At 74.1% G+C, this 19,689-nt stretch carries 15 protein-coding genes and 1 riboswitch; of the genes, 8 read left to right on the top strand and 7 right to left on the bottom strand.

Annotated features, from left to right (window positions below; translation table 11 throughout):
• The first annotated feature begins 278 nt into the window (after window positions 1-278).
• On the top strand, window positions 279-1,400 hold the full coding sequence (locus tag ACFYOJ_RS16755; RefSeq protein WP_356557951.1) for a peptidoglycan bridge formation glycyltransferase FemA/FemB family protein: 1,122 nt from the start codon (window positions 279-281) through the stop codon (window positions 1,398-1,400).
• Window positions 1,401-1,466: 66 nt separating this feature from the next.
• On the opposite strand, the gene ACFYOJ_RS16750 is transcribed toward ACFYOJ_RS16755, so the two are convergent.
• Window positions 1,467-2,918, bottom strand: coding sequence for a cytosine permease (locus ACFYOJ_RS16750; protein ID WP_356557952.1), 1,452 nt, complete (start codon window positions 2,916-2,918; stop codon window positions 1,467-1,469).
• A gap of 176 nt (window positions 2,919-3,094) precedes the next feature.
• On the opposite strand from ACFYOJ_RS16750, the gene ACFYOJ_RS16745 reads away from it, so the two are divergent.
• The 4 genes from ACFYOJ_RS16745 (at window position 3,095) to ACFYOJ_RS16730 (ending at window position 7,623) form a co-directional block, all read left to right on the top strand.
• Window positions 3,095-4,720, top strand: coding sequence for an amidohydrolase (locus ACFYOJ_RS16745; RefSeq protein ID WP_356557953.1), 1,626 nt, complete (start codon window positions 3,095-3,097; stop codon window positions 4,718-4,720).
• A gap of 121 nt (window positions 4,721-4,841) precedes the next feature.
• Window positions 4,842-5,411 carry a DUF488 domain-containing protein gene (locus ACFYOJ_RS16740; RefSeq protein WP_356557954.1) on the top strand — a complete coding sequence of 190 codons (570 nt, stop codon included), beginning with the start codon at window positions 4,842-4,844 and terminating at the stop codon, window positions 5,409-5,411.
• Between the two features lie 459 nt (window positions 5,412-5,870).
• A complete protein-coding gene (locus ACFYOJ_RS16735) occupies window positions 5,871-6,692 on the top strand; it encodes a hypothetical protein (RefSeq protein ID WP_356557955.1) in 822 nt (273 codons plus the stop codon).
• 67 nt (window positions 6,693-6,759) lie between these two features.
• A complete protein-coding gene (locus tag ACFYOJ_RS16730) occupies window positions 6,760-7,623 on the top strand; it encodes a DMT family transporter (protein ID WP_356557956.1) in 864 nt (287 codons plus the stop codon).
• 28 nt (window positions 7,624-7,651) lie between these two features.
• Here ACFYOJ_RS16730 and ACFYOJ_RS16725 read toward each other — a convergent pair whose 3' ends face one another.
• Window positions 7,652-7,936, bottom strand: coding sequence for a hypothetical protein (locus tag ACFYOJ_RS16725; RefSeq protein WP_356557957.1), 285 nt, complete (start codon window positions 7,934-7,936; stop codon window positions 7,652-7,654).
• Window positions 7,937-8,208: 272 nt separating this feature from the next.
• Between ACFYOJ_RS16725 and ACFYOJ_RS16720 the strand changes: the two genes are divergently transcribed.
• On the top strand, window positions 8,209-8,664 hold the full coding sequence (locus tag ACFYOJ_RS16720) for a hypothetical protein (protein ID WP_356557958.1): 456 nt from the start codon (window positions 8,209-8,211) through the stop codon (window positions 8,662-8,664).
• A gap of 36 nt (window positions 8,665-8,700) precedes the next feature.
• Here ACFYOJ_RS16720 and ACFYOJ_RS16715 read toward each other — a convergent pair whose 3' ends face one another.
• Together ACFYOJ_RS16715 and ACFYOJ_RS16710 are read right to left on the bottom strand one after the other, a co-directional pair.
• Window positions 8,701-11,094 carry a glycosyl hydrolase family 65 protein gene (locus ACFYOJ_RS16715; RefSeq protein ID WP_356557959.1) on the bottom strand — a complete coding sequence of 798 codons (2,394 nt, stop codon included), beginning with the start codon at window positions 11,092-11,094 and terminating at the stop codon, window positions 8,701-8,703.
• 36 nt (window positions 11,095-11,130) lie between these two features.
• Window positions 11,131-13,515, bottom strand: coding sequence for a phosphoketolase family protein (locus ACFYOJ_RS16710; RefSeq protein WP_356557960.1), 2,385 nt, complete (start codon window positions 13,513-13,515; stop codon window positions 11,131-11,133).
• A 537-nt stretch (window positions 13,516-14,052) separates the two neighbouring features.
• Here ACFYOJ_RS16710 and ACFYOJ_RS16705 point away from each other — a divergent pair.
• Complete coding sequence (locus ACFYOJ_RS16705; protein WP_356557961.1) at window positions 14,053-14,724, top strand: helix-turn-helix domain-containing protein; 672 nt, start codon at window positions 14,053-14,055, stop codon at window positions 14,722-14,724.
• 95 nt (window positions 14,725-14,819) lie between these two features.
• A complete protein-coding gene (locus tag ACFYOJ_RS16700) occupies window positions 14,820-16,394 on the top strand; it encodes an MDR family MFS transporter (protein ID WP_356558002.1) in 1,575 nt (524 codons plus the stop codon).
• 4 nt (window positions 16,395-16,398) lie between these two features.
• On the opposite strand, the gene ACFYOJ_RS16695 is transcribed toward ACFYOJ_RS16700, so the two are convergent.
• The 3 genes from ACFYOJ_RS16695 to ACFYOJ_RS16685 are packed head-to-tail and all read right to left on the bottom strand — an operon-like array spanning window position 16,399 to window position 19,354.
• Window positions 16,399-17,256: an ABC transporter ATP-binding protein gene (locus ACFYOJ_RS16695; RefSeq protein WP_356557962.1), complete on the bottom strand. Its 858-nt coding sequence runs from the start codon at window positions 17,254-17,256 to the stop codon at window positions 16,399-16,401.
• Window positions 17,253-18,290 carry a FecCD family ABC transporter permease gene (locus ACFYOJ_RS16690; RefSeq protein ID WP_388597130.1) on the bottom strand — a complete coding sequence of 346 codons (1,038 nt, stop codon included), beginning with the start codon at window positions 18,288-18,290 and terminating at the stop codon, window positions 17,253-17,255. The genes ACFYOJ_RS16695 and ACFYOJ_RS16690 overlap by 4 nt, the downstream gene beginning before the upstream one ends.
• Window positions 18,287-19,354 (bottom strand): ABC transporter substrate-binding protein, encoded by a 1,068-nt coding sequence (locus tag ACFYOJ_RS16685; protein ID WP_388597127.1) that lies wholly within the window; start codon window positions 19,352-19,354, stop codon window positions 18,287-18,289. The genes ACFYOJ_RS16690 and ACFYOJ_RS16685 overlap by 4 nt, the downstream gene beginning before the upstream one ends.
• Window positions 19,355-19,418: 64 nt before the next feature.
• Window positions 19,419-19,603: riboswitch (cobalamin riboswitch) on the bottom strand.
• Between the last annotated feature and the right edge of the window lie 86 nt (window positions 19,604-19,689).

The following is a 19,689-nucleotide window of genomic DNA, read 5'->3' as shown; positions in this document are numbered from 1 at the left end:
TGACCCGACTGCGCGAAGGCATGCTCAGCGACGCCTGAACCACCACCCACAGAAAACGCGCCCGGCGGGAGCATCACCGCCGGGCGCGCAGGCGTCCGCGCGTCACGCCGGCGCTCCCGGGCAGTGCCGTCCGGCGGGTGGGCGGCACTGCCCGAACAGCCGGTAGGAGGGGCGGTTTCCGCGGCGCCGGTATTCCCTGGTGGGGGACGGCACCGTCCGCGCGGTGCGGCGGTTGCGCCGTCGACCGTCGAACGACGCCGAACGAAGGGGCACCGCCCATGGTCCGTCAGCTGAGGACGATCACCCGCGAGGAGCATCTGCGCTTCGTCGCGGCCCGGCCTTCCGTGAGTCATCTGCAGCTCCCCTCGTGGGGTGAGGTGAAGCCGGACTGGCGGGCGGAGAGCCTGGGCTGGTTCGACGAGGGCGGCAGGCTGGTGGGGGCCGCGCTGGTGCTGCTGCGCCCGCTGCCCAGACTGCGGCGCTGCCTGGCCTACCTCCCCGAGGGCCCGGTCATCGACTGGGACGCGGCGGACCTGGACGGGTGGCTGGAGCCGATGCTCGCCCATCTGAGGAAGCGCGGGGCCTTCTGCGTGCGGATGGGGCCGCCCGTGGTGGCCCGGCGCTGGGACGCGGAGACGGTCAAGGCCGCGATCGCCGATCCGCGGGCCCGGCGGCTCGGCGACGTGAAGGCGACGGCGGAGGAGCCCGGGGCCCGCCGGATCGCCGACCGGCTGCTCCGGGCGGGCTGGCGCCGGGCCGCGTCCGGGGGCGAGGGCGGCTTCGCCGCCGGGCAGCCGCGCCACGTCTGTCAGGTGCCGCTCGCCGGACGGTCGCTGGAGCAGGTCCAGAACGGCCTCAACCAGCAGTGGCGCCGCAACATCAAGAAGGCGGAGAAGGCCGGCGTCAAGGTCGTCCAGGGCGACTACGACGATCTGCGGGCCTTCCACGAGCTGTACACCGAGACCGCCGAGCGGGACCGGTTCGTGCCGCGCCCGCTGGACTACTTCCAGCGCATGTGGACCGCGCTGACGGCCGAGGACCCGGACCGGATGCGTCTCTACCTCGCCCACCACGACGGCGAGGTGCTCGCCGCGGCCGTCATGCTGACGGTCGGCGACCACGTCTGGTACTCGTACGGCGCCTCCACCGCCCGCAAACGCGAGGTGCAGCCCAGCACCGCTCTCCAGTGGCGCATGATGTGCGACGCCCACGAACGCGGCGCACGCGTCTACGACTTCCGGGGCATCACCGACACGCTGGAGGAGGACGACCACCTGCTGGGACTGCTCCGGTTCAAGGTCGGGGCCGGCGGTGAGGCCGTGGAGTACCTCGGGGAGTGGGACCGCCCGCTGAACACGGTGCTGTACAAGGCGTTCCGGCTGTATCTGGCACGGCGCTGACCGGAACCGGCACGGCGCCGGCCGGGGCGGCCGGGCCGGGACCGGCCGCCGGGTCCGGGGGCCCGGTCAGGCCGCGGACGCCTGTGGTTCTCCGCCGCGGGTCAGGAGGGCGTAGAGCAGCGCGGCGACGACGAGGCCCACGGGCAGGGAGAGGTCGACGCCGTCGAGGGCCCGGGCGACCGGGCCGGTGTAGAGGGTGTTGACGCACAGGGCGGACGCGGCGACGCCTCCCGCCAGGGCCAGTGCGCCCGCCGGGCGGAACCCGGCGGTGAACCAGTAGGGGCCGCCGGCCGACTCGTCCATCAGCGCGGAGCCGTCGTAGCGGTTGCGGCGCAGCAGGATGTCCGTGGCGTAGACGGCCATGGCGGGGCCGAGGAGGACGACGGTGAGCTGGAGGACGTTGCTGACGGTGTCCAGGAAGTCGGAGATCAGGAGTCCGTACAGGGTGAGGGCGACGGCGGCCGTGCCGTCCGCGAGGACGCTGCGGGCGCGGGGGATGCGCAGGCCGACGGCCTGGAGGGCGAGGCCCGCGCTGTAGGCGGTCAGGGCGTTGATGGCGATGGTGCCGAGGACGAGGGCGAGCAGGAAGACCGGCTCGAACCAGCCGGGCAGGAGGAGGGCGAGTCCGGCCTGGGGGTCGGTCATGTCGACGGCGGTCGCGGCGAAGGCGCCGATGGAGCAGACGACGGCGCCGGGCAGGATGCCGCCGAGCGCGGTCCAGCCGACGACCGCTTTGGCGGACGTCGTGCGGGGCAGGTAGCGGGAGAAGTCGGCGCTGGTGGTGTAGGAGAGCGGGCCGGCGCCGACGAGGGTGACCCCGGCGATGAGCACGGCCCACAGGTCGACGCCGGTGAGCGGCTCGGCCGGGGCGTAGGAGAAGTCGGTGTCCCCGGCCACGTAGAAGGCGACGACGGCGAACACGGCGGTGAGCGCCAGCGTGATGGGGAGGTACAGCTTCATGATCATGGCGTGGCCGTAGACGCCGATGACCAGGGTGAGTGCCGCGATGACGACGATGACGGCGGCCTTGACGCCGGTGCCGGCCGTGACGCCGGCCTTCTCCACGAGGGCGAAGGCGGCGGTCGCGGCGGCGGCCAGGTTGAGGGCGAAGTAGCAGACGGAGACCAGCCAGCCGACGACGGCGTTGTTCACGCGGTTGCCGCGCACCCCGTACATCGCCCGGGTGATCACCTCGCTCGGCGCGCCGGCGGCCGGGCCGGATATCGACAGCAGGCCGGTGAGGAACCAGAACAGGCTGCCCGCCACGATGACCGCCAGGGCCTGCCACAGGGTCAGGCCCATGAGGATCAGGGCGCCGCCGACCACGAGGCTCAGGTAGTTGACGTTCGCCGCCGCCCAGACGAAGAACAGCTGCCGCGGGTGGCCGTGGCGTTCCTCGTCGGGGATGTGGTCGATGCCGTGGGCCTCGATGCGGACGGCCCGCTCCGGTTCGGACGTCCCTTCCTTCTTCCGTGGGGCCGGGGCTCCGTGCTGCGGGTCGGGGATCGTGGACGCCATGGGGCTCCTCCGGATGCTGGTACCCACCTGCTTGTTTGTTGGGCGCACACTCAATAGCATCGTTTTCATGCCGTCAAGCGTTCCGGACAAACGAATCCGCAAGAGTCCAGCGGTCAGACATACGGAAATCGTTGCCGCAGCCGCCGACACCGACTGACCCGCCCCAAGGAGCCTTCGTGCGCACCTCCCTCATCCTGCTCTCGGCCCGTCTGCTGGACCCGGTCACCGGCGGGTTCCTGCCGCAGACCGCGCTGGCCGCCGCCGGCGGACGCATCACCGCCCTCGGCGACGACCGGGAGATCCGCGCCCTGGCGGACGCCTCGACCACGGTGATCGACCTCGGGGGCGCCGTGGTGACGCCCGGTCTGGTCGACGGGCACACCCATCCCGTCTCCGGCGCCGAACTGACCCACGGCCTCGACCTGTCGGGCTGCACCGGCCTGGAGCAGGTGCGCGAGGCGCTGGCCGGCGCGGTGCGGGACCTCGCCCCCGGCGCGTGGCTGCAGGCCTGGGGTCTGGACCCCAACGTCTTCGCGGACCGCCCCGTGGAGACGGCCCCCTTCGACGCCGTGCTCGACGGCGTGCCTGCGTTCCTGCTGCTCTTCGACGCGCACTCCGCGCTGGCCAGCCGGCGCGCGCTGGAGCTCGCCGGGGTGGACGGGCCGCGCGCCTTCGCGCAGGCCACCGCCGAGGTGGTGTGCGACGCCGACGGCAGGCCCACCGGGCTGCTGCTGGAGGACGCCGCCTGCGAGCTGGTGGAACGGGTGATGCCGCAGCCCACGCGCGAGGAGCGCCGCGAGCGCCTCGCCGCCGCGCTGGGTGCCATGGCCGCCGCCGGTCTGACCGGCGGGCACGTCATGGACGCGAACGGCGACAGTCTCGCCTTCTACTCCGAGCTCGACGCGGCCGGACGGCTTCCGGTACGGCTGCGGGTGGCGCCCTGGTGCCAGCCCGGCACCGACGCCGACGGCGTGCGGGCGCTCATCGAGCAGCAGGGCACGGGCGGCAGGCTCTGGCGGACCGCGGGTGTCAAGATCTTCATGGACGGCACCGTGGACAACGGCACCGCCTGGCTGGAGCAGCCGGACTGCCACGGCGAGTCCCGGCACGCCTTCTGGCCGGATCCCGAGGAGTACACGCGCGTCGTCGGCGAGCTGCACCGGGCCGGTGTGCCCACGGCCACGCACGCCATCGGCGACGCGGCGGTACGTCATGTCCTCGACGCGGTGGAGAAGGCCCGGGCGGGCGGCGGGCACGGCGTACGCCACCGGGTGGAGCACATCGAGACGGTGCCCGACGACACCGTGCGCCGGTTCGCCGGGCTCGGGGTGGCCGCTTCCATGCAGCCCACCCACTGCTGCGACTTCACCCGGGCCGACCACACCGACAACTGGTCGCGCCGCCTGGGCGAGGAGCGTGCCTCGCGTGCGTGGCGCTGCCGTGACCTGCACGACGCCGGTGCCGTCGTGGTCCTCGGCTCCGACTGGCCCATCGCGCCCTACCCGCCGCTGGGTGTGATGGCCGGCGCCCGCCACCGCAGGCCCACCCGTGACCTGACCGGGGCCCCGCACGGCCCGGAGCAGGCGCTCACGGCGCTGGAGGCGCTGCGGGGCATGACCGTCAACGCGGCCTGGGCGGCGGGCGAGGAGCACGAGGCCGGCCGGATCGCCGTCGGCCACCGCGCCGACCTGACCGTCCTGGCCGCCGATCCGCTGGCCGTCGCGGCCACCGAACTGGCCGATGTCCCGGTGCTGTTGACCGTGCTGGACGGCGAACCGACCCATCGCGCCGCGAGTCTGTAGACACGGGCGGGGCCGGCACCCGGCCGGGCGCGGGCGGGTGCCGGCGTGCGCTGCGCGCCCGGCGCGCCCGGGCCGTCGGGGCAGGAGGCATGAGCGTGGGCGGCGTGGGGACTCCGAGGGCATGTCCCAGCCTCCTCTGGTCACGTTCGGGCACGGCACCGCGGGCCGGGCGGCGCTGGCCGCACTGCTGCGGGACGCCGGCGTCGCCTCCGTCGTCGACGTCAGGACGGCCCCCGGCAGCCGCCGCGTCCCCGATCTGCTGCGCGAGCGGCTCGAGCGGTGGCTGCCCGAGGAGGGCCTCGCCTACCGGTGGGAGCGCGACCTGGGCGGATTCCGCAGGCCGGCCCCCGACTCGCCGGACGTCGTGTGGCGCAACGCCTCCTTCCGCGGGTACGCCGGACACACGCGCAGCCCCGAGTTCGTCGCCGCGATGGACGCGCTCCTGGAGCAGGCGGCGCGGGAACGGACCGCGGTGATGTGCAGCGAGGCGGTGTGGTGGCGGTGCCACCGCCGGCTCGTCGCCGACTTCGCCGTCCTGGCCCGCGCCACCCCCGTCGAACACCTCATGCACGACGGCCGCCTGACCCCCCACTCCCCCACCCCGGGTGCCCGGCTGCGGGCCGACGGGCTCCTCGTCTACGACGACGAGGACGCCGCGGGACCGGCCCCGGCAAAGCCGCGACAGCCGTAGCCGTACAGGCGGGGTCCCGGGAACGGGGGGGGCATGGCCGCGCGGGGTACGGGCGGCGGCAACCGTGTTGCTGCTGTGGGGGGTTCGAGCGGCTCGGGAGGAAGAACGAGGGCCGTCCGGCCGCCGGTGAGGCGGTCGCGGCGAGCGGGGCGTCTGGTGTCTGTGGGCCGAACACCCGCCCGACGAACCGGTGCCGGGCATGACTCGCAAGAGTCACCGGCGCCTCGTCGTACCGGCGGCGCGTACCACCGTGGCGGCCACCCGTGGTATACCGGCCCGGCAGCGAACAGAGGAACACCGGGGTCGCCCGTCCGTACCGTCAGTGGGCCGGCACGGGCGGCGCCGGGCGCCGGGTCGTCGCTGCCCGGTGCCGACGGGACGTGGTCCGCATGTCCCGCGACTCGTGTCCCACCGCCCCTCCCGTGCCTTCACGGCCGCGAACCGAGGAGAGTCAACACCATGCCCGAGAGCAGTACGCAGGCCGCAACCGAACTGGCTTCGCAGTACAGCGTCCAGGTGACCGCCGACCTGGAGCGCAACATCAAGGAGCAGGAACGAATCAGCGGGGAGATCGCCGACCTGCAGCGGCAGCTCGCCGCGCTGCAGCACGACCACGCCCTGCTGGTGAACATGCAGCAGGCGCTCGGCATCACCACGCCGTCGGCCGGCTCCCCGGCCGAGGCCCGGCCGGCCGCGTCGGACACGGTGCCGGTGCCCGCCCCCCGCGACAGCGCCGCGACGAGGGCGGCCGCCCCGGGCGGCCGGAAGCGGAGCGCGAAGGCCGGCACCTCCGCCAAGCGCGCCGCGGCCTCGAAGCCCGCGTCCGGACGGACGTCGAAGGCGTCCTCGAAGCCGGCGTCCGCGTCCGCCTCTCCCGCCGAGTCCGCGTCCAAGTCCGTGTCCACGTCGGCGTCCGAGCCCGCGTCCGGGCCGGCCGCGAAGGCCGCCGGGAAGCCTTCGGCGAAGAAGGCGGCGGTGAAGGCCGCCCAGCCCACGCTGGTCGAACTCGTCCGCGGTCACCTGGCCGAGCAGCAGGAGCCGCGCTCCGCCGCCGAGGTCGCCGCCGCGCTCGCCGAGGCCCACACCGGGCGCACCGTCAAGACCACGGTCGTGCGCACCACGCTCGAGGGACTCGTCGCCAGGAACCAGGCCCAGCGCACCAAGCAGGGCACGTCCGTCTACTACTCCGCGCCCGACGCGCCGGAGCCGGAGCAGTCGAAGCAGCCGGAGCAGAAGCAGGAGGCCGGCAGCGGCTCTTCCACCGGCGGGGCCACCGGCTGACGGGGGATCCCGCACCCGGTGCCCCCGCCGACGGGCGGCCGGGGCGGATGGGGGTGAGGATCGGTGGATGGGTGTTGTCCTGCCGGTGCTCTTCGCACTCGTCGCCGCGTTCAGCAATGCGCTGGCCACCGTGCTGCAACGGCGGGCCGCGCTGAGTGTGCCGCAGTCCCCGGGTTTCCGTCCGGGTCTCGTCCTCGACCTGCTGCAGCGGCCGGTCTGGCTCGGCGGCATGCTGGCCGTCGTCGTCGCCGGGGTGGGGCAGGCGGCCGCCCTGGCGACCGGGCCGATGTCGCTCGTCCAGCCGCTGTTCGTGCTGGAGCTGCCGCTGGCGTTGCTGCTGGCCTCGCTGACGACCGGCCGGCGCATGCCGGACGCGATGTGGCTCGCCGTGGGCGGTGTGGTCGTCGGGCTCGGTCTGGCGCTGGTCTCGGCCGCGCCCGGCGGCGGTATCGAGGACGTCCCCCTGGACCGCTGGGCGCCGGCGCTCGGGGCCTGTGCCGGGGCCGCCGTCCTGCTGGCCGCGGCCGGGCTGAAGCGGCCCGTCGGCAAGGCCCGCGCGGCCTGCCTCGGCGCGGCCACCGCGGTCTGCTACGCCCTGACCGCCGGGCTGATGAAGGACTCCATGCGCGTCCTGGACACGGACGGCCTGACCGGTTTCCTGACCGTGTGGCAGACGTACGCGTTCGCCGCGGCCGGGGTGAGCGCCGTGCTCCTGCTGGAACACGCCATGCAGGGCGGCCCGCTGGTCGCCTCGCAGCCGGCCCTCACCCTCGGGGACGCGGCGGTGAGCCTGCTGCTCGGCGTCGTCCTGTACCGGGAGGACGTACGCACCGGCTGGTGGGTGCTGCCCCAGCTGGCCGGTGTCGCCCTGATCGTCGCCGGTGTCCTCACGCTGGCCCGGCGCGGGGTGGATCTGCGCACCGGCCGGTGAGCGGCGGCCCGGCAGCGGCGTCCACGGCTCACCGGCAGAAACCGTAGGCCTGTTCCAGCCAGCGGCGCAGCGCCACGTGCACACTGCCGGGGAGTTCGCTGAGCTGTTCGATGGCCGCCCGGTCCCCGGCGGAGGGCGCGATGCCCGCCGCGGTCAGGAGGGCGAGCAGGTCCAGGCGGCGCAGGTCGACGGGGTCGATGCGGCAGGGCACGCGTTCGGCGGGGTTCGGCGGCCGGAGCAGGAAGTCGCCCTCGGTCTCGTCGGGGTGCGGGCGCGTCAGGTCGGCGGCAGCCGGGGCGGTCATCGTGTGCATACCGCGGTCCTCCTCGTGACGGGGCGCCCCGGTGGGGCGCCGTTCTCGACGGCATGAGACACCCGGGCGGCGACGCCGGTTGCGGGCCGCCGTGACGACCACACGGAGGATGCAATCGGCACCTTGTCGCACGAACCGGCCCGGCGCGGACGCCGGCCGGCGGCGGGGCGCGCGGGCGCTGCTCCGTACGAGTGGTGCGTTCGCGGACTCGGTCGTACCGTCGGTACGGGGAAGAGCGGAGGCAAGCGACCCCGAGACGGCCGGGAGCAGACATGGGCAGACACCCGATGAGGGCAGCGGTCACACTCTGTGCCGCCGCCGCGCTCGCAGTACCCCTCGGCATCGCTTCCGCCGCGCCGTCGGCGGGGCAGGCCGGGAAGCAGCAGGTCCAGGACCCGGTGCTGGTCGGCTGCTCGATGCAGGGCGAGATCGGCCCCGCGGAGTACGTGCTCGCCTGCGGTGACGGCAACAGCCGCCTCACCTCGCTGTCCTGGACCCGCTGGGACGCGACCGCGGCGGTCGGGCAGGGCTACAACGCGGTCAACGACTGCGACCCCTACTGCGCGGCGGGCACGTTCCGCTCGTACCCCGTGACCGTGCGGCTCGACCAGCCGCGCGCCTCCGAGAAGGACCCGGGGCAGCGGTACTACACCCGGATGACGCTCGTCTACACCGACGGCCGGCCGGACGGAGCGCCGCGCGTGGTGACCTATCCCTTGCAGGGCTGAGCCGGAACGGGGGCGGGAGGAGCGGCGCCGGGGCGGTCACCGTCCCGGCGCCGGCCCGTCCGGCAGGACGAGGCGGCAGGTGTCGCCCGGCCGGAGCCGGACGCGGCGGTCGGGCAGCCGGACGTCGATCGGCGACAGGTCGGACGCCGGCACCGCGATCTCCAGGCGCCCGTGCTCCAGCCGGATGCGTACGCCCCAGTGGCCCTGGTACCGGATGGAGAAGCCGTACGACGACAGCTCCGGCACCGGCACCGGGTCCAGCCACAGCGCGCCGGACCGGGTCTCCAGTCCGGTCAGGCCGCGCTGCACCAGGTCCAGGGTGCCCGCCATGGCACCGAGGTGGATGCCCTCGCCGGTGGTGCCGCCCTGCAGGTCGGCGACGTCGCCCTTGAGGGCCTCCTGGCAGTAGGCCCACGCGTCGGCGCGGCGGGCGCGGGCCAGGACCCAGCCGTGGACCAGTCCGCTGAGGGTGGAGCCGTGGCTGGTGCGGGCCAGGTAGTGGTCGACGGTGCGCCGCCAGGTGCCGTCGTCCAGGTCGTAGCCCAGCCGGCCGAAGAGCGCGCGGAGTTCGGCCGGGGAGAAGAGATAGCCGAGCATCAGCACGTCGGCCTGTTTGGACGCCCGGTAGTTGTTGACGCTGTCTCCCTCGGCCTCCAGGATCCGGTCCAGGCGCCGGATGTCGCCGTAGCGCCGCCGGTAGCCCTCCCAGTCGAGTTCGGCGAGGTCGCCGTAGCCCTCGAACTGGCTGATGACGCCCTCGTGGAAGGGCACGTGCAGGGTGCGGGAGACGTTCTCCCACTGTTCGAGTTCGCCGGCGTCCAGGGCGGTGCGCTCCACGAGTTCGCGCCGGCGCGGTTCGGGCAGGGAGCGCAGCACCTCCAGCGTGCGGGTGAGGACCCAGGCGGCGGTGACGTTGGTGTAGGCGTTGTCGTCGAGGCCCGGTTCGGTGGCCCCGGGGTAGGCGTCGTGGTACTCGTCGGGGCCGACGACGCCCCGGATGCGGTGCCGTCCGAGACGCTCGTCCCAGGTGGCGGCGTCCGCCCAGAAACGCGCGATCTGCAGCAGCATCTCGGCGCCCTCGGTGTGCAGGAAGTCGGCGTCGCCGCCGGCCTCGCAGTACTGCCACACGTTGTAGGCGATGGCCGAACCGACGTGCCACTGCAGGTGCGAGTGGTCGGGCAGCCAGCGGCCCGAGCGGGGGTTGAGGTGCAGCCGCTGGGTCTCCTCGCGGCCGTCGCTGCCGCTCTGCCACGGGTACAGGGCGCCCTTTCTGCCGATCGCGCGGGCCGCGGCGCGGGCCCTCTCCAGGCGGCGGTAGCGGTAGTGCAGCAGGGCCCGGGAGACCTCGGGGAAGTGGAGGTCGAGGTAGGGCAGGACGAACAGCTCGTCCCAGAAGACGTGTCCCCGGTAGGCCTCGCCGTGCAGTCCCCGGGCCGGTACGCCCACGTCGAGGTCGGCGGTGTGCGGGGAGAGGGTCTGCAGGACGTGGAAGAGGTGCAGGCGCAGGATGGCGCCCGCCTCGCCGGGGACCTCCAGTTCGGCGCGGCGCCACAGCTGGCCCCAGGCCGTCCGGTGGGTGACCAGCAGGCCGTCGAAGCCGGGGGCGTCGGCGACCCGGTCCACGGCGGCCTGCAGCGGGTCGCTGATCGCGGGGTCGTGCGAGGTGTGCAGGGCGACGACCTTGTCGACGGTCGCGGTGCGGCCCGGCTCCAGCCCGAGGGTCGTGCGCTGGACGGCCCGCAGGCGGTCCCGGACCGGGACGACCGGTGCGCCGGCGGTCGTCCGGGCGGCCATGCCGATCCGGATGTCGGAGGTGCGGGTGCGGCAGCGCAGCCACACCGTGCCGTCGCCCGCGGTGCCGGTGTGCACGTGGGTCAGGTGGCGGCCCGCCAGGTCGCGGTAGCGCGGTACGCCCGCGTTGGTGACGTCGCCGTCGAGAGCCGCCTCCACGTCGAGGACCGCGCCGGCGCCCTCCACGGTGAACTCCGTGCGCAGGGCGGCGAGGTGGGGGTCGGCCATGTGCACCAGGCGCAGCTGGCGGACGGTCAGCACGCGTGTGCCGTCCAGCTCGAAGCGGGTGCGGCGTTCCAGCACCCCGGAGTCCAGGTGCACGGTCTGCCGGTGGTCCTGCACCGGCGCGGTGTCCGGGGTGAGCCAGTCCCCTCCCTCGGTCCGGAAGCGCAGCGGGAGCCAGTTGGGGAGGTTGACCAGGTCCTCGTTCTCCACCTCGTGCCCGGCGACGTGGGAAGTGAGCCGGTTGTAGCAGCCGGCCACGTAGGTTCCCGGGTAGTGGACGTCGTCCGCGGTGCACTCGGGCAGTGCGCCGCGGGTGGCGAAGTAGCCGTTGCCCAGGGTGCACAGGGACTCGCGCAGCCGTTCCCCGGCGGGGTCGTAGCGGTCGTAGTCCCAGGTCGTGGCGGTGGCGGTCACGGGGTTTCCCTTCGCGGGGGCTGCGGCGCGGGCGGGTCAGGCTTCCCAGGACCAGTCGGCGACCTCGGGCAGGTCGACGCCGTGCTCGCGGACCCAGTCGTGGTGGCGCAGCCGGACGTCCTCCATGCGCTGCCGTACGGCAGCGGCGCGCACGGCGAGGCCGGGCACCCGGTCGATGACGTCCATGACCAGGCGGTAGCGGTCCATGTCGTTGGCGACGACCATGTCGAAGGGCGTGGTGGTGGTGCCGATCTCCTTGTAGCCGCGCACGTGCAGGTGGGCGTGGCCGGTGCGGCGGTAGGCGAGGCGGTGGATGAGCCACGGGTAGCCGTGGTACGCGAAGACGACCGGCTTGTCGGCGGTGAACAGGCCGTCGTACTCGAAGTCGCTCATGCCGTGCGGGTGTTCCCCGCTGGGCATGAGCCGGGCGATGTCGACGACGTTGACGACGCGCACGGCGAGGCCGGGCAGGTGGCGGCGGAGGAGCTGGGCGGCGGCGAGGACCTCCTGGGTGGGCACGTCGCCGGCGCAGGCGAGGACCACGTCGGGTTCGCGGGTGCCGTCCTCGGTGCCGGCCCAGTCCCAGACGCCGGCGCCGCGGGCGCAGTGGACGCGGGCCTGCTCCATGGTCAGCCAGTCGAAGCAGGGCTGTTTGCCGGCGACGATGACGTTGACGTAGTCGCGGCTGCGCAGGGCGTGGTCGGCGACGGAGAGCAGGGTGTTGGCGTCCGGCGGCAGGTAGACCCGTACGGCCTCGGGGCTCTTGTTGAGGATGTGGTCGACGAAGCCGGGGTCCTGGTGGGAGAAGCCGTTGTGGTCCTGGCGCCACACGTGGGAGGTGAGCAGGTAGTTGAGGGAGGCGATGGGGGCGCGCCAGGGCAGGCGGCGGGTGACGCGCAGCCATTTGACGTGCTGGTTGACCATCGAGTCGACGATGTGGACGAACGCCTCGTAGCAGGAGAAGAGTCCGTGGCGGCCGGTGAGGAGGTAGCCCTCCAGCCAGCCCTGGCAGGTGTGTTCGGAGAGGATCTCCATGACGCGGCCGTGCCGGTCGAGGTCCTCGTCGACGGGCAGGGTGCGTTCCTGCCAGGCCTTGCCGCTGGCGGTGTAGACGGCCTGGAGGCGGTTGGAGGCGGTCTCGTCGGGGCCGACGAGGCGGAAGTCGCGCCGGTCGGCGGTGGCGGCCATGACGTCCGCGAGCAGGTCGCCGAGGACCCGGGTGGGTTCGTGCGTGCTCGCGCCGGGCCTGTCGACGGTGACGGCGTACTTCTCCAGGGGCGGCAGGGGCAGTTCGCGCAGCAGCAGGCCGCCGTTGGCGAAGGGGCTCGCGCCCAGGCGGCGCGGGCCCTCGGGGACGGCGGCGAGCACGGCGGGGCGCGGGGCGCCGTCCTCGTCGAACAGTTCCTCCGGCCGGTAGGAGCGCAGCCACTCCTCCAGCTGCCGCAGGTGCTCCGGGTTCGTCCGGACGGCGGCGAGCGGGACCTGGTGGGCGCGCCAGGTGTTCTCCACGGGCAGTCCGTCGACCTCGGCCGGGCCGGTCCAGCCCTTGGGGGTGCGCAGCACGATCATCGGCCAGCGGGGGCGGTCGGCGACGCCGTCCTCGCGGGCGGCGCGCTGGAGGGCGGCGATGCGGTCGAGGCAGGTGTCCATGGCGTGGGCCATCGCGCGGTGGACGGTGGCCGGGTCGTCGCCGGTGACGTGGATCGGGTCGTGGCCGTAGCCGCGCAGGAGTTCGTCGAGCTCGGCCTCGGGGAGGCGGGCGAGGACCGTCGGGTTGGCGATCTTGTAGCCGTTGAGGTGGAGGATCGGCAGGACGGCGCCGTCGTGCACCGGGTCGAGGAACTTGTCCGAGTGCCAGGAGGCCGCCAGCGGGCCCGTCTCCGCCTCGCCGTCGCCGATGACGCAGGCGACCAGGAGGCCGGGATGGTCGAAGGCGGCGCCGTAGGCGTGCGAGAGCGAGTAGCCGAGTTCGCCGCCCTCGTGGATGGAGCCGGGCGTCTCGGGGGCGACGTGGCTCGGGACGCCGCCGGGAAAGGAGAACTGCTTGAACAGGCGGGCCATCCCCCGCGCGTCCCGGGTGACGTCCGGATAGGTCTCGCTGTACGAGCCGTCCAGCCAGGAGTTGGCGAGGACGGCGGGGCCGCCGTGGCCCGGGCCCCAGACGCACAGGGCGTCCAGGCCGCGGGCCCTGATCACCCGGTTGAGGTGGGTGTGGACGAGGTTGAGACCGGGTGAGGTGCCCCAGTGGCCGAGCAGGCGCGGCTTGACGTGCTCCGGGCGCAGCGGCTCGGTCAGCAGCGGGTTGGCCATGAGGTAGATCTGGCCGACGGAGAGGTAGTTCGCGGCGCGCCAGTGGGCGTCCAGGACGGCCAGCTCCTCGTCCGGGAGTCCGGGGGGTGCCTGCTGCGTGTCGGCGGACATTCGGGGCCTTTCCGGGTCGGGACGGCGATCGGGCCGGGGCGGGGCCGGGCGGGGTGCCCGTCCACATCCCAACCCCGCGCGGACCGGCCGGGTACCCCACAGGACCGTTCGGGTCACGCCGGTCCCCGAACGGGGCGGGTCACCGCGGGCGCCGCGAGCGGCGGGCCGCGAGCGGCGAGCGGCGAGCGGCGAGCGGCGGGCGGCGAGCGGCGAGCGGCGGGCGGCGGGCGGCGAGCGGCGAGCGGCGAGCGGCGAGCGGCGGGCGGCGGGCGGCGGAACGAAGGGGCAGGGCGTGGCGAGCGGGCCGGACGCGGTGCGGGACAGGGGCACGGTGCACGGGCCGGGAGGGCAGGGCGCGGCGTGCGGGACGAGGCGCGGGCCGGCCCGGGTACGGGGCGCGGGGGTGGTGCGGTACGGCCGCCACCGGCGCCGACCCCGGTGCCGGCCGTACCGGCGCAGCGTGTACCCCGGCTCCGCGGCCGCACGCCGGCGTCGGCACCGGAAAAGAATTTTGCAGGCTGTGCATCTTTGCATACCATGCAACTTATGTCGGAGAAGGGTGCCGCCCCGGGCGGTCTGCGGGAGCGGAAGAAGCGGGCCACCCGCACCGCCCTCGCCGAGGCCGCGGTGCGGCTCGCCGCGGAGCACGGGGCGGAGAAGGTCACCGTCGAGGCGATCAGCGCGGCGGCCGGCGTGTCCGTGCGGACGTTCTTCAACTACTTCGACACGCGCGAGGACGCCTTCGTCGTCCTCGACGAGGACGCCGGCGCGCGGATGCGGCGCGCCGTTCTCGAGGCGCCGGCCTCTCTCAGTCCGCTGCACGCCGTACGCGAGGCGATGGCCGCGGAACTCGCCGAGGCGGAGCAGCAGCACGAACTGTGGCGGCTGCACGCCGAGGTGCTGCACGCCTCACCGTACCTGCTGGCCCGCAGCGTCGGGGCGCACATGGCGGCGGAGGCCGCTCTGGCCGCCGCCATCGCCGTACGTCTCGGCCGCTCCGGCGCCGGCGGCGCGGAAGACACCGAAGACACCGGTGAGCCGCCCGCGGAACCCGGTCTCTACCCGCGGCTGCTCGCCTCGGTGGCGACCGCCGCGGTGCGGACCAGCGTGGACCACTGGTCGGCCCACCAGCAGGAGGCCGCCTTCCTGGACGTGTTCCACGAGGCGTTCTCCCTCCTCGCCGCCGGCCTTCCCGCCCCTCCCGCGTGACCACGCGCACGACGCTCACGTCACCCACCCCACCATCACCCGAAAGAGATGCCGTGACCGCAGCTCAGGCGCCCGCAGAGGCGCCTCCCACCTCCATGACCCACCGGCAGATACTCCAGGCCATGTCCGGCCTCATGGCCGGTATGTTCGTCGCGATCCTGGCCGGCACCGTCGTCTCCAACGCCCTGCCGACGATCATCGCCGACCTGAACGCCAGCCAGTCCTCGTACACCTGGGTCGTCACGGCGGAGCTGCTGGCCATGACGGCGACGGTGCCGCTGTGGGGCAAGCTGTCGGACCTGTTCAACAAGAAACTGCTCCTGCAGCTCTCGCTGCTCATGTTCGTCATCGGCTCGCTGCTGGCCGGTTTCTCCCACGGAGTCGGCCTGCTGATCTTCAGCCGGATCGTGCAGGGCATCGGCGCGGGCGGTCTGACGGCCCTCGCGCAGGTCGTGATGGCCTCCGTCATCCCGCCCCGCCAGCTGGGCAAGTACGCCGGCATCTTCGGTGCCGTCTTCGCCGTGGGCACCGTGGCCGGACCGCTGATCGGCGGTGTGCTGGTCGACACCTCGTGGCTGGGCTGGCGCTGGTGCTTCTTCATCGGCGTGCCGTTCGCGCTGCTCGCCATCGTCCTCCTGCAGCGCACGCTGCGGCTGCCGACCACGCGGCGCGAGGTACGGATCGACTGGCTCGGCGCCTTCCTGATCGTCGCCGGTGTCTGCGCGCTGCTCATCTGGGTGTCGCTGGCCGGCAACCAGTTCGACTGGGCGTCCTGGCAGTCCTACGCCCTCGTGGGCGGCGGCGTCCTGCTGCTGGTCGCCGCGGTCTTCGTGGAGAGCCGTACCGCCGAGCCGGTCATCCCGCTCGGCATCTTCCGCAACCGCACGGTGACCCTGACCACGGTCGCCAGCCTCTTCGTCGGTGTCGCCATGTTCGGCGGGACCGTCTTCCTCTCGCAGTACTTCCAGGTCTCCCTCGGCAAGTCGCCGACCGTCGCCGGTCTGATGAGCCTGCCGATGATCCTCGGCCTGCTGGTGTCGTCGACCGTCGCCGGCCAGGTGATCAGCCGGACCGGCAGGTGGAAGCGGTACCTGGTCGCGGGCGCCGTCATCATGACCGCCGGACTCGCGCTGCTGGCCACGATCGACGCCGGCACGCACTTCGCCCTGCTCAGCCTCTACATGGCGGTCCTGGGTGTCGGCGTCGGCATGCTGATGCAGAACCTGGTGCTGGCCGCGCAGAACGACGTGCCCGCCGCCGATCTGGGCGCCGCGACCTCCGTGCTGTCCTTCTTCCGCAGCATGGGCGGCACCATCGGCGTCAGCGTCCTCGGCGCGATCCTCGCCAACCGGGTCACCAGCGAGATGACCGACGGGCTCCGGAAGGCGGGCATCACCGCCCCGGCCGGCGAGGGCTCGGGCGAGGGCAGTGTGCCGGACATGTCCACGCTGCCCGAGCCGATGCGGGCGATCGTCGAGCACGCCTACGGTGTCGCCACGGCGGACCTGTTCCTCATCGCCACGCCGTTCGCCCTGTTCGCCCTGATCGCCGTGGTGTTCCTGAAGGAGAAGCCGCTGAAGACCACCAGCGGCATGGAGCGCCTCGCCGAGGAGTCCGGTGACGCCGCCGCGGCGCCCGCCGGGAAGGGACCGGCGGCGCCGGTCGGCTGAGCCGTCACCGGCACCGCCACACCGATACACAGGCACACGGAGCCGCCTGCCCGGCCGGGCAGGCGGCTCCGTCGCGACCGGGGCGGGGCTGTCCCGTCAGGGTGCCCAGGTACCGGACGTGCGGGCGGCCGTCCGGCCCGGTGCCGGTGACCTCGGCGCGGACCCGGTACACCTCGGCGACCAGGTCCGCGGTCAGCACCTCCCCCGGTTCCCCCGCCGCCACCACGCGGCCCTGCGACAGCACCACGAGGTGGTCGCAGTACATCGCCGCGAGGTTGAGGTCGTGCAGGGCGACGACGCTGGTCACCGGCAGCGCGGCGACGAGCGCGAGGACGTCGAGCTGGTGCTGGACGTCGAGGTGGTTGGTCGGTTCGTCCAGCAGGAGTTCGCGGGGCTGCTGGGCGAGGGCGCGGGCGATCTGGACGCGCTGGCGCTCACCGCCCGACAGGGTGTGCCACAGCCGGTCCGCCTGCGCCGTCAGGCCGGTGCGCTCCAGGGCGCCGGTGACCGCCTCCTCGTCGGCGGCCGACGCCGGCGTCCAGGCGCGGCGGTGCGGGATCCGGCCGAGCCGGACGACGTCCCGGACGGTCAGCTCCACCTGCGTGTCCGCCTGCTGTTCGACCACGGCGACGCGCCGGGCCACCTCCCGCCGGCCCAGCTCCGCCAGCGGGCGTCCGTCCAGGGTGACGACCCCGCCGGCCGGCGCCAGCACGCCGGCGAGCAGCCGCAGCAGGGTGGACTTGCCGGAGCCGTTGGGGCCGAGCAGACCGGTCATGGCGCCGGGCCGGGGACTGATGCCGACGCCGTCCAGGATCAGCCGGCCGCCCGCGCTGCGGGAGACCCGTTCGGCCGCAAGGGTCATCGGGCCCTCCGGGTGCGGTACAGCACGAGGACGAAGGCGGGCACGCCGATCAGCGAGGTCACCACGCCCACGGGCACCTCCTGGGGTTCGAGGACGGTACGGGCCAGGGTGTCGACCCACACCAGGAACACCGCCCCGGCCAGCGCGCACACCGGCAGCAGCCGGGCATGGCCGGGGCCGGTCAGGGCCCGTACCGCGTGCGGGAGCACCAGGCCGACGAAGCCGATGGCGCCCGCCGAGGCGACCAGGGCGGCGGTGAGCAGGGCGGTGGCGCACAGCAGCACCAGCCGGGTGCGGGCCACGTGGACGCCGAGGGCGGCGGCCGCTTCCTGCCCGAAGGCGAAGGCGTCCAGCGTCCTGGCGTGACCGAGGCAGACGGCCAGGACCGCGAGGAGCACGGCGGCGCCGGTCCACACGTCCGTCCAGCCGGCCCCGCCGAGCGAGCCGAGCAGCCAGAACAGCACGCCGCGGGTGGTCTCGGCGTCGGCGGCGGTCATCACGACGAACGAGGTGAGCGCGGAGAACAGCTGCATCGCGGCGACGCCCGCCAGCACCACCCGGTCGGGGGTGCCGCCGAGGCTGTGGCTGAGCAGCAGCACCAGCGCGAACGAGCACACGGCCCCCGCGAAGGCGCCGCCCGGCACCGACACGGCGCCGCCGCCCACGCCGAGCACCACGACCAGGACGGCGCCGGTGGAGGCGCCCGAGGAGACGCCGAGCACGAAGGGGTCGGCGAGCGGGTTGCGCAGCAGGGACTGGAGCACGGCGCCGCACACGGCGAGTCCCGCGCCGCACACCGCCGCGAGGAGGGTGCGGGGCAGCCGCAGGTTCCAGACGATGCCGTCGCGGATCGGCGTGACGTCCGCGGCGCCGGCGCGTCCGCCGAGGTGGGCGGCGACCACGGACCACACCTCGCGGACGCCGATGTCGGCGGGGCCGACGGTGACGGCGGCGGCGACGGAGGCGCACAGGGCGAGGACCCCGGCCGCGGTCCACACCAGGTGGCCGCGTCCGGCGCGTATGCCGGGGGTCACTTCGCGGGTCCGGACGCGCGCAGTGCCGCCGCGACCCGCTCGATGCCCTCGACGGTGCGGATGGTGGGGTTCATGGCCTGGCCGCTCAGGAGCACGTAGCGCTTCTCCCGTACCGCGGTCATGTTCCTGGTGACCGGGTCGGACTCCAGGAACTCGATCTTCTTCGCGGCGGTCTCCGCGGTCTGCTGCCTGCGGGTGAGGTCGCCGACGACCAGGACGTCGGGGTCGCGGTCGGCGACGGTCTCCCAGCCGACCTGCGGCCACTCCTCGTGGGTGTCGTCCATGGCGTTGCGCGCGCCGACGGCGCGGGTGATGACGCCGGGGGCGCCGCAGCAGCCCGCCATGTAGGGCGAGGCGGAGTTGGCGAACCAGTACATGAGGGTGACGCCGGAGGCGTCGACGCCGGCGGTGGCCCTCGCCACCCGGGACTCGAGGTCCGCGACGAGTTTCTCGCCGCGTTCCTCGACGCCGAACACCCGGGCGAGGTCGCGGACTTCGCCGTAGACGGTGTCCATGGTGAGCGGTTCGGCGCGGACGCCGTCGCCGTCGCCGCTGTTGTCCTTGCCCGCGCAGTCGGACGGGGACAGGTAGGCCGGTACGCCGAGTTCGGCGAACCGCTCCCGGCCGACGACGCCGCCGCGGCCGAGCGTGGAGGCGAAGGAGGCGGCGACGAAGTCGGGTTCGGCGTCCAGGACGGTCTCGAAGGACGGCATGTCGTCGGCGAGCCGGGGCACTTGGGCGTTCGCCTTCTCCAGGCCCTTCATGACGGGGTCGGTCCAGGTGGCGGTGCCCGCCATGCGGTCGGCCAGGCCGAGCGCGAGGAGGATCTCCGTGGTGCCCTGGTTGAGGGAGACCGCGCGCCGGGGCGGCGCGGTGATCCGTATCTGGTGCCCGCAGTTGTCGACGGTGCGCGGATAGCCGGCGGCCCCGGCCGGCGCGGCGGAGCCGGTGGCGGAGGGGCCGGATCCGCAGCCGGACGCCAGCAGGGCGCCGGCGAGCAGCGGGGCGGAGAACCTGAGGAGGCGGGGGGTGCGGGGGCCGCGTGCGGCGCGCGCTGCTGGCAAGGGTGATCCTCTGGCGTCGAGGGCTCATGCGCGAAGCCCGTCCGTACGGTGTGTCCCGCGTCCCGTGGGGGGGCGCGGTGCCAGCAGGTCTTCGGACTCGGGATCGACCGGACGGAACGCCTTCCCGGACGGCTCCTGCCGTCCAGTGGCCCTTGTTCCGCCCGTCCCCCTCACCGCTGCGCGTCAGTTCCGGATTCGCACCGGATTCCCTGACCCAAGGTGGGTTCGACTGGCCTCGGCAAGCTACCACAGGGCCGGTGCGCCGGCGGGGGCGGGCACCGCACGGATCCCGTACTCCCTGAGGCGCGCCTGCACGCTCCGGCCCCCTCGCACCG

Origin of the sequence: Streptomyces sp. NPDC006384 (assembly GCF_042870695.1) — a bacterium.
Taxonomy (GTDB): Bacteria; Actinomycetota; Actinomycetes; order Streptomycetales; family Streptomycetaceae; genus Streptomyces.
The sequence above is the reverse complement of the archived record's forward strand: the minus strand, read 5'-3'. Positions and strand labels throughout refer to the sequence as shown.